Here is a 12355-nt window from a genome sequence, read left to right as displayed (position 1 = left end):
GTTGCAGGTCAGGCCGCGGCCACGCGTTCGGCAATGGCGATGCCCAGTTCCGTCGTGGAAGCCGTGCCGCCCAGGTCGCGCGTGCGCGGCCCTTCGCGCAGCACCGCCTCGATCGCGCCGAGGATGGCGTCGTGCGCCGCGCGGCCCGCGCCCTGGCCCTGTGTGAGGAAGTCCAGCATCAGCGCACCCGACCAGATCATCGCGATCGGGTTGGCGATGTTCTGGCCGTAGATGTCGGGCGCCGAGCCGTGCACCGGCTCGAACAGCGACGGAAACTTGCGCTCCGGATTGAGGTTGGCCGACGGCGCGAGGCCGATGGTGCCGGTGGTGGCCGGGCCGAGGTCCGAGAGGATGTCGCCGAACAGGTTGCTCGCCACCACCACGTCGAAGCGCGTGGGCTGCAGCACGAAGCGCGCCGACAGGATGTCGATGTGCTGCTTGTCCACCGTCACCTCGGGGTAGTCGCGGCCAATGGTGTCGGCGCGGCCGTCCCACCACGGCATGCTGATCGCGATGCCGTTGCTCTTGGTGGCCACCGTGAGGTGCTTGCGCTTGCGGCTGTTGGCCAGTTCGTACGCGTAGCGCAGCACGCGGTCGGTGCCGTGGCGGGAGAACACCGACTCCTGGATCACGATCTCGCGCTCGGTGCCTTCGTACATCACGCCGCCGAGCGAGGTGTATTCGCCCTCGGTGTTCTCGCGCACCACGAAGTAGTCGATGTCGCCGGGCTTGCGGCCGGCCAGCGGGCAGGGCACGCCTTCGAACAGGCGCACCGGCCGCAGGTTGATGTACTGGTCGAACTCGCGGCGGAATTTCAGCAGCGACCCCCAGAGCGACACATGGTCGGGCACGGTGGCGGGCCAGCCGACGGCGCCGAAGTACAGCGCATCGACGCCCTTGAGCTGCTCCTTCCAGTCGTCCGGCATCATCTGGCCGTGCTGCGCGAAATAGTCGCAGCTGGCCCAGTCGATGACGCGGCAGTCGAGCTCGAAGCCGAAGCGCTCGGCGGCGGCCTGCACCACGCGCAGGCCCTCGGGCATCACTTCCTTGCCGATGCCGTCGCCGGCGATCAGCGCGATCCGGAAGGTCGGTGTCATTTCGGTCTTTCTCATGATGATGCGAGGGCCGCGGTGCGGTCCATTTCGTCGAGCCAGCCGCAGCGCAGTTCGGGCACGGAGCGCGCGAGCAGCTCGTAGTAGGGGTGGTGCGGGCCGCGGTCGTAGTCGGCGCGCGCCACCTGCGCGAGCTTCCTGCCGTGCTGCATCACGACGATCTCGTCGCACACCGCGCGCACCGTGTGCAGGTCGTGGCTGATGAAGAGGTACGACACGCCCAGCTCGCGCCGCAGCTCCGCCATGAGGTCCAGCACCGCCGCGCCGACCACCGTGTCGAGCGCCGAAGTCACTTCGTCGCAGAGGATGAGGTCCGGCTCGGCCGCGAGTGCGCGCGCGAGGTTCACCCGCTGCTTCTGCCCGCCCGAGAGGCCGCCCGGCAGGCGGCCGGCCACGGTCTGCGGCAGCTTCACCAGGTCCAGCAGTTCGCGGATGCGCTTGCGCAGCGGCTCGCCGCGCAGGCCCTTGTAGAACTCCAGCGGCCGCGCCAGGATGCGTTCGATGGTCTGCGACGGATTCAGCGCCGTGTCGGCCATCTGGAACACGATCTGGATCCGGCGCAGCTCGTCGCGCTCGCGCTGCTGCAGCGTGGGCTTGAGCTCGCGGCCGTGGAACAGCACGCTGCCGCTGCTGGGCTTGAGCAGGCCCGCCACCGCCCGCGCGAGCGTGGTCTTGCCCGAGCCCGATTCGCCGATCACGCCGATGGCCTGGCCGCGGTAGAGCTTCAGGTCGATGCCCTCCAGGATCGGCTTGGCCGGCCGCCCCTGTGCATCCACCGGCCCGTAGCCGGCCGAGAGCTGGCGCACCTCGAGCAGCAGTTCGGGCTCGTCGTTCCCGGCCGGTGCCGGGGCGCGCGCCACCGGCCGCGCGGCGGCCAGCAGGCTCTTCGTGTAGTCGTCGGCCGGCGCCGCGAGGATCTGCCCGGTCGTGTTCAGCTCGCGCATGCTGCCGTTGCGCAGCACCAGGATGTGGTCGGCCATCTGCGCCACCACCGCCAGGTCGTGGCTCACGTACACCGCAGTGGCGCGGCGCTCGCGCACCACGCGGCGGAAGGCGCGCAGCACCTCGATCTGCGTGGTCACGTCGAGCGCGGTGGTCGGCTCGTCGAGGATCACCAGGTCGGGGTCGCCGATCAGCGCCATCGCCGCCATCAGCCGCTGCAGCTGGCCGCCGGAGACCTGATGCGGATAGCGCGCGCCGATGCCCTCCGGATCGGGCAGCGCCAGTTCGCGGAACAGCTGCACCGCCTTCGCCTCGGCGTCGGCCCGCTTGCACAGGCCGTGGATCACGGTCGGCTCGACCACCTGGTCCATGAGCGTGCGCGAGGGGTTGAACGATGCGGCCGCGCTCTGCGCGATGTAGGCGACGGTGCGGCCGCGCAGCGCGCGCCGTGCGCGGGCATCGAGCGCCAGCACGTCGGTGTCGCCGATCTGCACCCGGCCGCCCGCGATGCGGCAGCCCTCGCGCGCATGGCCCATCAGCGCGAGCGCGGTGGTGGTCTTGCCGGAGCCCGATTCGCCGATCAGTGCCAGCACCTCGCCGGGCCGCACCGAGAAGCTCAGGTTGTCGACCAGCGTGCTGGCACCGGCGCAGATGCGCAGGCCTTCGACGGTGAGTGATGCACCCATCAGCGGACTCCTCGTTCGCGGGCCGCGCGGCCCGGCAGGTTGTCGATCACCAGGTTCACGGCGATGGTCAGGCTGGCGATGGCCAGCGCCGGCACGATCACCGAGGCCCCGCCCATGGCCAGCGCGCCGATGTTCTCGCGCACCAGCGAACCCCAGTCGGCGGCCGGCGGCTGTATGCCCAGGCCCAGGAAGCTCAGGCTCGCCAGCAGCAGTACGGTGTAGGCGAAGCGCAGCCCCAGGTCGGCCAGCATCGGGCCGGCGATGTTGGGCAGGATCTCGCGCAGCATGATGTAGAGCGTGCCTTCGCCGCGCGTGCGCGCCACGGTCACGTAGTCGAGCGCATTGATGTTCACGGCCAGCGAGCGTGCGATGCGGTAGGCGCCCGGCACGTAGATGATGGCCGCGGTGACCACCAGCATCGGCACCGAGGAGCCGAAGCCCGCCACCATGATGAGCGCGAACATCTTGCTCGGGATCGCGGTCAGGGTGTCCAGGCCGCGGCTGAGGCCGGTGTCGATCCAGCGGCCGCTGGTGGCCGCCAGCAGCGCCAGCGTGGTGCCGGTGCCGCTGGCCAGCAGCGTGGCCATGAGCGCAACGCCGATCGTGTAGCGCGCACCTTCGACGATGAGCGCCAGCATGTCGCGGCCCAGGTAGTCGGTGCCCAGCCAGTGGGCGGCGCTCATCGGGCCGAACACCTGCGCGCTGCTGCCCATGCCGGCTCCGCTTTGCGACAGGAACCAGGGGCCCAGCAGGGCCGCCAGGGCCCAGAACAGCAGCACCACCAGGCCCAAGAGCCCGGTGACGCCGAAGCCGGCGAGGGTGGCCAGGCTGCGGCCGAGCCTGCCGCGCGGCCGCTCCTCGGGCGCCATCGAAGTTGTGGAGGCTGTGGAAGCCCCGGGCGGCAGGGCCGGTGTGGACGTGGACGATGTCATGAGAGCCTCCATGTCAGCGGTGCCGCAGCCGCGGGTTCGCGAGAATGCCGCAGATGTCGGCCGTGGTCACCAGGATCAGGTAGGCGCAGCAGAAGATCATGGCGCAGGTCTGCACCAGCGGCATGTCGCGCTGCGACACGCCATCGACCATCAGCTTGGCGATGCCTGGGTAGTTGAAGATGGTCTCCACGATGATCACGCCGCCCAGCAGGTAAGACAGGCTCAGCGCCACAGCGTTGGCGATCGGCCCCACCGCGTTGGGCAGCGCATGCGCGAGCACCATGCGCATCGGCGAGGCGCCCTTCAGGCGCACCATCTCGATGTAGGGTGCCTCCAGCTGGTCGATGACCGCGGCGCGCGTCATGCGCATCATCTGCGCCACGATCACGCAGCACAGCACGAGCACCGGCATCGCGAAGGCGCGCAGCATCTGGCCCAGCGAATCGATGTCGCTGACGAAGGACAGCGCGGGCAGCCATCGCAGCTTCACCGCGAACACCAGCACCGCGAGCGTCGCGACCAGGAACTCCGGCACCGACACCACGCCCACCGCCGTGGTCGAGGCCACGCGGTCGAACCAGGAGCCGCGCCACACGGCCGAGGCGATGCCCAGCGTGAGCGCGATCGGCACCGAGAACAGCGCCGTCACCGCCGCAAGCAGCAGCGAGTTGGGCAGGCGGCTGGCCACCAGTTCCGACACAGGCATCTGCGTCGTGGCCGAGCGGCCCAGGTCGCCCCGGGTCATGCCCAGCAGCCATTGCGCATAGCGCTGGGGCGCGGGCACGTTCAGCCCCATTTGTGCGCGCAGGGCGGCCACCGCCTCGGGGGTGGCGTCCTGGCCGAGCTGTTCCTCGGCCGCGTCGCCCGGCAGCACGGCGGTGATCGAGAACACGATCACCGACACCGCCAGCAGCGACAGCAGCGCGAGCGCGATGCGCTGGCCCAGGAGCTTGAGAATGACGCCGTTCATCGTGGCTTTCCGTACGCCGGCTGCGGCTTCAGGCTTCCAGCCATACGTTCTCCGCGAAGCTGTAGCCCATGAGGCCGCCGAGCGGAATCGGCGCGAGGCCCTTGAGCTTGGCGCTGTGCCCGTCGATGCTGGCCAGGAACAGCGGAATGCCGATGCCCGCGTCCTGGTGGATCATGGTCTGCATGTCGGCATACATCTGCTTGCGCTTGGCCAGGTCGGTCTCGGCGCGCGAGGCGAGCAGCAGCTGGTCGAACTTGTCGCTCTTCCAGCGCGATTCGTTCCACGCCGCACCCGACTGGAAGAACTGCGTGAGCAGCACGTCGGCGCTCGGCCGTGGGTTGACGTTGCCGAAGCCCACCTGGCTGTTGAGCCAGTGGTTCGACCAGTAGCCGTCGGCCGGCATGCGCTTGATGTCCAGCTCCAGCCCGGCGCGCTGCGCGGTCTGCTGCAGCAACAGGGACATCTCCACCGAGTACAGCGCTGCGGGCGATGCCACCATCGGCACCTTGCCGGTGATGCCCGACTTCTGCAGGTGGAACTTGGCCTTGTCCAGGTCGAAGGGGCGCTGCGGCAGGCCGGCGAAGTGGAAGCGGTTGGTCGGGTCGATCGGCTGGTCGTTGCCGATCACCGCGTAGTCGAGCGCGATGGTCTTCTTCATCTGCTCGCGGTCGAACAGGTGCTTCATGCCGAGCACGAAGTCGGGGTTGGCGCCGGGGCCCACATCCTTGCGCATCACCAGGTCGGAGTACTGGCCCGACTGGGTGACGAAGATGCCGAAGCCGGGCGTGCCCTTCACGCGGTCCACCGAGCGCGGATTGACCGAGCCCACCAGGTCCATGCCGCCCGACAGCAGCGCGTTGACCCGCGCGCTCTCGTCGCCGATGCCCACGAACTCGATCTCGTCCAGGTACGGCTTGCCCGGTTTCCAGTAGGCGTCGTTGCGCACCACCACCGAGCGGATGCCGGGCTTGAACTCCTTGAGCTTGTAGGGGCCGGTGCCGATGCCGGCGTTGAAGTCGGTGGTGCCGTCCTTGACGATGTGGAAATGGAAGGTGCCCAGGATCACCGGCAGGTCGGCGTTCGGCGCGGTGAGCACCACCGTCACTTCGTTCGGGCCGCTGGCCTTCACGCTCTCGATCTGGTCGGCGAGCGCCTTGGCCTTGGAGGCGGTGGCCGGGTCCTTGTGGCGCATCACCGAGAACACCACGTCGGCGGGCGAGAGCGCCTTGCCGTCGTGGAAGGTCACGCCCTTGCGCAGCGTGAAGACCCAGGTCTTCGCGTCCTTGGTGCTGAACGACTCGGCCAGCGCGGGCTGCGGCGTGAGGCTGCCGTCGAGCGTGGTCAGGCCGTTGTAGACCATGTTGCAGCGCGAGTAGTCGGTCTGGTTCGACTGCTTGGCCGGATCGAGCGTGTCGGTCGCGGCTGCGGTGGCGCCCGCCACCCGGATGCGGCCGCCGCGCCGCGGCGTCTGCGCATGGGCGGTCACCGCCATGCCGGCCAGGCTGCCGGCCAGCGTGGCCTGCATGCCCCCGGCCATCAGCATTGCCAGGATGTCGCGCCGCGAGGCGCCGCGTTTCAGCGAATCCATCACGCGAAGGCTTTCGCCGGGACCGACGAGGTTTTCGAACCTCTTGTTGCTGCTGTCGCTCATGGTGGGGTACTCCTGTGGGACCGGTGACTGAGGGTTGAAGAACAAACAAACACGGAACGGAAAATCGACGGACTCGGGGGGTGCTCAGCCTCTCAGGCCAGCTTGTCCTTGAGCGAGTAATAAAGCCCCACCGCCGGCAGGAACCACGGCGCGCCGAAGTGGCCGGGAATGGCGGGCCAGGCGCGGTCCTGCCAGGGGTTCGCGTTGGCATCGCCGTTCATCACGGCGGCCATGCGCTCGCCCATGTGAACCGACATCTGCGTGCCGTGGCCGCTGTAGCCCATGGCGTAGTAGAGGCCGTCGCGCTCGCCGGCGTGGGGCAGGCGGTCCTGCGTCATGTCGACGAGGCCGCCCCAGCAGTAGTCCAGCCGCACGGCGCCGAGCTGCGGAAAGGTTTCGGCCAGCCCCGCGCGCAGGATCTCGCCGCTCGCGGCATCCGACTGCGGGCTGGAAATCGCGAAGCGCGCGCGTCCGCCGAACACCAGCCGGTGATCGGCCGTGAGCCGGAAGTAGTGATGGATGTTCGCCACCGTCGTGTAGGTGCGCCGCGCCGCCAGCAGCGCTTGCGCACGCTCTGCGCCGAGCGGCTCGGTCACCACGATGAAGCTGCCGATCGGCACGATGCGCCGGCGCAGCCAGCCGAAGCTGCCGTAGCCGCCGTGGCGCGTGGCGCCGGTGGCCAGCAGCACCTGCTGCGCGGTGACGGTGCCGCGCGCGGTGTGCAGCCTGTGCGCGTGGCCCTGGCCCAGGCGCTCGATGCGTTCCACGGCGGTGCCGGTGTGGATCTGCGCGCCATGGCGCTGCGCGGCCGTGGCCAGGCCCTGGGCGAAGCGGCCCATGTGCATCTGTCCGCTGCGCTTGTAGAGCAGCCCGCCATGGAAGCGCTCGCTCTGCACCTCGCCGCGCACGCTTGCCGCGTCGAGGATCTCGACCTCGGTGTCCACGCCGTCGTCGATCAGCCGCTGCGCGCTGCGTTCGAGCGCGCCCATCTGGTTCGCACGCGTGGCGAGCTTGAGCTTGCCGTGGCGCATGAAGTCGCAGTCGATCGCTTCCTCGCGCACCAGCCGTGCCACGGTGTCCACCGCGGCGTCGTAGGCGTGGTACCAGGCGCGGGCTTTGGCGATGCCGACCTTGGCGGCCACATCGGCGTAGTCCACGGCCAGCCCGTTGTTGACATGCCCGCCGTTGCGCCCCGACGCTTCGGCCGCCACGCGCGTGCCGGCCTCCAGCACCGCGACGCGGGCGCCGCGCCTTGCGAAGGCCAGCGCAGCCGAGAGGCCCGTGAAGCCGCCGCCGACGATGGCCACGTCGACCTGGCCCGGCAGCGCATGCACCGCGGGCGAGAAGGCCGGCGCCGAATCGGTCCAGTAGGAGTCGAGCTTCATGGCGTGGTGGTGCGGATGGATGGAGTGCGGGAGATCAGAGGCCGACAACGCCGGGCAATCCGCCGATGTCCTGGATTTCGGTGTAGCGGTAGGCCGGGTTGCCCGGGCCGTGGCCGCGGTTGACGAACACCTTGTTGACGATGCCGATGTCGTCCGCCGACATCAGGTCGTAGCGCAGGCTCGACGACACGTGCAGCACATCTTCCGGGTTGCAGCCCAGCGAGTCGAGCATGTATTCGAAGGCCTGCAGGCGCGGCTTGTAGGCCTGGGCCTGCTGCGCGGTGTAGACGCGGTGGAAGGGCGCGCCGAGCATCGCCACGTTCTTCTGGATCTGGTCGTCCGAGGCGTTCGACAGGATCACCAGCGGAATCTCCTTGGCGACCTTGGCCAGGCCCGCCGCCACATCGTCGTGCGGGGTCCAGGTGGGCACCGCGTCGTAGATCTTCTGCGCGTCCAGGTCGAAGTACTGGATCTTCCATTTCCTGCACAGGCGCCGCACCGCGTTCTTCAGCACCACCTCATAGGGCTTCCAGTCGCCCAGCACCTCGTCGAAGCGATAGGCGGTGAAGTCGGCATGGAACTCGGCCATGCGCTCGGCCGGGATGCGGTCGGCGAACAGGTCGGCGGCCATCTCCTTCATGCGGAACCGGGTGAGGGTGCCGTAGCAGTCGAAGGTCACGTATTTGGGACGGAAGGTCATGGTCTCGAGTCCTTTTTCAAAGATGGCAAACAGAGAGGAATTGCGACAAGCTCATTACGAAGTGATTGCAGCACGCAGTCGCGTCGGGGATGTAGGGAAAAGCGGTGCCGCCCGAACCGAAGCTGCGGTTTGCGGGGGCGGCGACAGCATGCCGTGCGGTCTGCCCTTTCGGCGTGCGGCCATGCACCTCGGTGCGGCGCGGCGAAGTCGATGGGCACGCTTTTGAAGCGGAGCGGCCCGCAGGCAACTGCACATGTCGCGGATGGAAGACTTGCATGGCAAGAGTGGTGAAGAAGGGCGGCGGTATGTGGGAATGGGCCGACCGATGCTAGGCAGATCGACGCGGCATTTGTGTGCGTATGCGGGCTCGCCACCGCAGCAAATTGCGAGACCGGGGTGCGTGGCAGGCGAAGCTTGCGAGTTGCGGCGAAGGGCCGATTCGGTCTGGTGCGGCGCCGCAATGTCGTCCAAGATGGACATGCCATTCCCGCCGCAACAAGAGAGATTCCCGATGCCCGAACCCGCTGCGAACGCACCCGCCATGGACGGCGTGGTGCTCAGACCGATGACATCCGCCGACCTGCCGCATGCCCATGCGTTGTCCGCCGAACTGCGCTGGCCGCACCGGCTGGCCGATTGGCAGCAGGTGTTCGCACATGCCGAAGGCACCGTGGTCGAGCGCGACGGCGAGATCGTCGCCACCGCCCTGCGCTGGCGCTGGGGCGAGCGCCACGCCACCATCGGCCTGGTGATCGTCACGCCCGCATGCCAGGGCCGCCGCATCGGACATCGGCTCATGAGCGCGCTGCTCGAAGGGCTGGAAGACCACACCGTGCTGCTGCACGCCACGTCGGAAGGACGGGGGCTGTACGAGCGGCTCGGTTTCGTGCGGACCGGTGAAGTCCGCCAGCACCAGGGCCTTGCGCAGCCGGCACCGCTGATCGCGTTGCAGCGCGGCTGGCGCCTGCGGCCCGCGGGCCTGAACGAACTGCCCGCGCTGCAGGCGCTCGATGCCGCGGCGCGAGGCATGCCGCGCGACGCGCTCATCGACGGGCTGCTGCAAAGCGCCGATGCCTGCGTGGTGCTCGACCACGACAACGCGCCCAAGGGCTTTGCCATGCTGCGCCGCTTCGGCAGGGGCCATTGCATCGGGCCGGTGGTCGCGCCCGATGCCGAGGGCGCGAAGGCGCTGATCGCGCACCTCGCCGGCATGAATGCAGGCAACTTCACGCGCATCGACATCGACTTCGACAGCGGCCTGGCCGAATGGCTCGAAAGCATCGGCCTGCTGCGCGTGGATGCGCCCACGACGATGGTGCGCGGTGCGCCGCTGGCCCGGTCCGCGGACGCACCGGCGCTGTTCGCCCTCGTGACCCAGGCCGTGGGCTGAAGGAGCCGTTCGTGGGAGCCTTCACCTTTCTCTACAAGTCCGACCCGGTGCGCGGCCGCCAGTGGGCCGAGGTGTTCGGCCGCCGCCGGCCGGACATCGACTTTCGCATCTGGCCCGACATCGGCGATGCGGCGCAGGTGCGCTTTCTCGCGGCCTGGGAGCCGCCGCACGACCTGGCCGCGCGCTTTCCGAACCTGCAGGTGCTGTTCTCGTCCGGTGCGGGTGTCGACCAGTTCGATTTCGCCGCATTGCCGGCGGCGCTGCCGGTGGTCCGCATGATCGAGCCCGGCATCGTGCGCGGCATGGTCGAGTACGTGACGCATGCGGTGCTCGGCCTGCATCGCGACATGCCGCAATACCGGCGCCAGCAGCAGGAAGGCCGGTGGCGGCCGCTACCGGTGCGGCCCGCGGGCGAGCGGCGCGTGGGCGTGCTGGGGCTGGGTTCGCTCGGCCAGGCAGTGCTCGAGGCGCTGGTCCCATTGGGCTTCGATTGCGCGGGATGGAGCCGCTCGCGGCATGCGGTCGATGGCGTGCAGTGCCATGCGGGTGCCGATGAACTGCCGGCCTTCCTCGCGCGCACCGACATCCTCGTGTGCCTGCTGCCGCTCACCGATGCGACGCGCGGCATCCTCGATGCGGCGCTGTTCTCGATGCTCCCCCGTGGCGCGGGCCTGGTGCACGTGGGCCGCGGCCCGCAACTGGTCGAGGTCGACCTGCTGGCCGCGCTCGCCGACGGGCAGATCGGCGATGCGGTGCTCGACGTGACCGACCCCGAGCCGCTGCCGCCCGCGCATGCCTTCTGGCGCCATCCGCGCGTGCAGCTCACGCCGCACATCGCGAGCATGACGCAGCCATCGAGCGCCGCGCACGTGGTGCTCGACAACCTCGCGCGCTTCGAGGCCGGCGAGCCGATGCTCGGCCGCGTCGACCGCACGCGCGGCTACTGAAAAAGGCCCGCCGCACGATCTGCTGCGCGCGCCGCACACAACCGCAGCCTGCTTCGCGCGGCACCCCCAAAGCAGCACCACGTCGTGCGGTGCGGCGCCTAAGCTGAGGGCATCGACAGCTTCCTTCGCTCTCGCACCACACACACACCGTCATGACGCATCCCACCGCATTGCCCCACCATGCCGCGCTCGACGCGATCGACCGCGCGCACCTCATCCATCCCGTCTCGCCCTGGCGCGTGCACGAGCAGCGCGGCCCCACCGTGCTGGCCTCGGGCCGCGGCGCCTGGCTGACCGACGGCAAGGGTCACGAACTGCTCGATGCCTTCGCGGGCCTGTGGTGCGTGAACGTCGGCTACGGGCAGGAGAGCGTGGTGCAGGCCGCGGCCGAGCAGATGCGCCGGCTGCCATACGCGACCGGCTACTTCCACTTCAGCAGCGAGCCGGCCATCCGCCTGGCGGAGAAGCTGGTGCAGATCACGCCCGCGTCGCTGACCCGCGTGTACCTCACGCTGGGCGGCTCCGAGGCGATCGATGCCGCGGTGCGCTTCATCGTGCAGTATTACAACGCGACCGGCCGGCCTTCGAAGAAGCAGTTCATTTCGCTGGAGCGCGGCTACCACGGCTCCTCGTCCACCGGTGCGGGCCTCACGGCGCTGCCGGCCTTTCACCGCGGCTTCGACCTGCCGCTGCCGACGCAGCACTACATCGAATCGCCCTACGCCTATCGCCATGCCGCGGGCGGCGATCCCGAGGCGCTGATCGCCGCGTCGGTCGCGGCCCTGCGCGCCAAGGTGGCCGAGCTCGGCGCCGACAACGTGGCCGCTTTCTTCTGCGAGCCGATCCAGGGTTCGGGCGGCGTCATCGTGCCGCCCAAGGGCTGGCTGAAGGCCATGCGCGAGGCCGCGCGCGAGCTCGACATCCTCTTCGTGGTGGACGAGGTCATCACCGGCTTCGGCCGCACCGGCCCCATGTTCGCGTGCGAGGCCGAAGGCGTGGAGCCCGACCTGATGACCATGGCCAAGGGCCTCACCGCCGGCTACGTGCCGATGGGCGCGACCATGATGTCCGAGAAGGTCTACGCCGGCATCGCCGACGGCGCGCCCGAGGGCGCTCCCATCGGCCACGGCGCGACCTATTCGGCGCACCCGGTCGGCGCCGCGGTCGCGCTGGAGGTGCTGCGGCTCTACGAAGAGGGCGGCGTGCTCGCCAACGGCCAGCGCGGTGCGGCGCACTTCGCGGCGGGGCTCGAGGCGCTGCGCGCGCATCCGCTGGTGGGCGACGCGCGCCACCGCGGCCTGCTGGGGGCGCTGGAACTGGTGAGCGACAAGGCCGGCAAGCGCCGCTTCGACCCGGCGCTCGGACTGGCTGACCGCATCTTCACCGCCGGCTACCGCAACGGCCTGGTGTTCCGCTCCTTCGGCGACCACATCCTGGGCTTCGCACCCGCGCTCACGTTCACCGAGGACGAATTCGCCCAGCTGTTCGCGCGGCTGAAGAAAACGCTCGACGAGGTGCTCGAGGCGCCCGACGTGCGCGCCGCGCTGGCGGCCTGAGGGGCCGGGAGGCCGGCGCGCACACGCAAGCACTGCAATAGCCCGCAAGAACCTGCGGCCGACGCAGAATCGGAACTCCTCTCG

The 12355-nt window shown here is 69.6% G+C and carries 10 protein-coding genes; 3 read left to right on the top strand and 7 right to left on the bottom strand.

Translation table 11 applies throughout. From position 1 onward, the window contains the following. Positions 1-8 precede the first annotated feature (8 nt). The 7 genes from M2282_RS29865 to M2282_RS29835 form a co-directional block, all read right to left on the bottom strand. A complete protein-coding gene (locus M2282_RS29865) occupies positions 9-1097 on the bottom strand; it encodes a tartrate dehydrogenase (protein ID WP_280812389.1) in 1089 nt (362 codons plus the stop codon). An 11-nt stretch (positions 1098-1108) separates the two neighbouring features. Continuing rightward, complete coding sequence (locus M2282_RS29860) at positions 1109-2740, bottom strand: ABC transporter ATP-binding protein (RefSeq protein WP_280812388.1); 1632 nt, start codon at positions 2738-2740, stop codon at positions 1109-1111. Further along, positions 2740-3672, bottom strand: a complete 933-nt coding sequence (locus M2282_RS29855; protein ID WP_432422954.1) for an ABC transporter permease — start codon at positions 3670-3672, stop codon at positions 2740-2742. Before M2282_RS29855 ends, M2282_RS29860 begins: the two co-directional genes overlap by 1 nt. Positions 3673-3685: 13 nt before the next feature. Further along, positions 3686-4642 (bottom strand): ABC transporter permease, encoded by a 957-nt coding sequence (locus tag M2282_RS29850; RefSeq protein WP_280812387.1) that lies wholly within the window; start codon positions 4640-4642, stop codon positions 3686-3688. 28 nt (positions 4643-4670) lie between these two features. Then, entirely contained in the window at positions 4671-6293 is a 1623-nt protein-coding gene (locus tag M2282_RS29845) for an ABC transporter substrate-binding protein (protein WP_280812386.1), read from the bottom strand. Positions 6294-6385: 92 nt separating this feature from the next. After that, complete coding sequence (locus tag M2282_RS29840) at positions 6386-7678, bottom strand: NAD(P)/FAD-dependent oxidoreductase (RefSeq protein ID WP_348541753.1); 1293 nt, start codon at positions 7676-7678, stop codon at positions 6386-6388. A 34-nt stretch (positions 7679-7712) separates the two neighbouring features. After that, complete coding sequence (locus M2282_RS29835) at positions 7713-8378, bottom strand: haloacid dehalogenase type II (protein WP_280812385.1); 666 nt, start codon at positions 8376-8378, stop codon at positions 7713-7715. Positions 8379-8889: 511 nt separating this feature from the next. Here M2282_RS29835 and M2282_RS29830 point away from each other — a divergent pair. From M2282_RS29830 to M2282_RS29820, 3 genes are all read left to right on the top strand, one after another. Further along, positions 8890-9768 carry a GNAT family N-acetyltransferase gene (locus M2282_RS29830; protein WP_280812384.1) on the top strand — a complete coding sequence of 293 codons (879 nt, stop codon included), beginning with the start codon at positions 8890-8892 and terminating at the stop codon, positions 9766-9768. 11 nt (positions 9769-9779) lie between these two features. Continuing rightward, positions 9780-10715 carry a 2-hydroxyacid dehydrogenase gene (locus tag M2282_RS29825; protein ID WP_280812383.1) on the top strand — a complete coding sequence of 312 codons (936 nt, stop codon included), beginning with the start codon at positions 9780-9782 and terminating at the stop codon, positions 10713-10715. Positions 10716-10867: 152 nt separating this feature from the next. After that, positions 10868-12271 carry an aspartate aminotransferase family protein gene (locus M2282_RS29820; protein ID WP_280812382.1) on the top strand — a complete coding sequence of 468 codons (1404 nt, stop codon included), beginning with the start codon at positions 10868-10870 and terminating at the stop codon, positions 12269-12271. Positions 12272-12355: the final 84 nt, after the last annotated feature.

Origin of the sequence: Variovorax boronicumulans, from assembly GCF_029892485.1 — a bacterium.
Classification (GTDB): Bacteria; Pseudomonadota; Gammaproteobacteria; order Burkholderiales; family Burkholderiaceae_C; genus Variovorax; species Variovorax boronicumulans_B.
The sequence above is the reverse complement of the archived record's forward strand: the minus strand, read 5'-3'. Positions and strand labels throughout refer to the sequence as shown.

Bases quoted from the DNA above. Each gene is read 5' to 3' on its own strand.
- M2282_RS29865 (WP_280812389.1), bottom strand. From the start codon at position 1,097: ATGACACCGACCTTCCGGATCGCGCTGATCGCCGGCGACGGCATCGGC.
- M2282_RS29860 (WP_280812388.1), bottom strand. From the start codon at position 2,740: ATGGGTGCATCACTCACCGTCGAAGGCCTGCGCATCTGCGCCGGTGCC.
- M2282_RS29855 (WP_432422954.1), bottom strand. From the start codon at position 3,672: ATGACATCGTCCACGTCCACACCGGCCCTGCCGCCCGGGGCTTCCACA.
- M2282_RS29850 (WP_280812387.1), bottom strand. From the start codon at position 4,642: ATGAACGGCGTCATTCTCAAGCTCCTGGGCCAGCGCATCGCGCTCGCG.
- M2282_RS29845 (WP_280812386.1), bottom strand. From the start codon at position 6,293: ATGAGCGACAGCAGCAACAAGAGGTTCGAAAACCTCGTCGGTCCCGGC.
- M2282_RS29840 (WP_348541753.1), bottom strand. From the start codon at position 7,678: ATGAAGCTCGACTCCTACTGGACCGATTCGGCGCCGGCCTTCTCGCCC.
- M2282_RS29835 (WP_280812385.1), bottom strand. From the start codon at position 8,378: ATGACCTTCCGTCCCAAATACGTGACCTTCGACTGCTACGGCACCCTC.
- M2282_RS29830 (WP_280812384.1), top strand. From the start codon at position 8,890: ATGCCCGAACCCGCTGCGAACGCACCCGCCATGGACGGCGTGGTGCTC.
- M2282_RS29820 (WP_280812382.1), top strand. From the start codon at position 10,868: ATGACGCATCCCACCGCATTGCCCCACCATGCCGCGCTCGACGCGATC.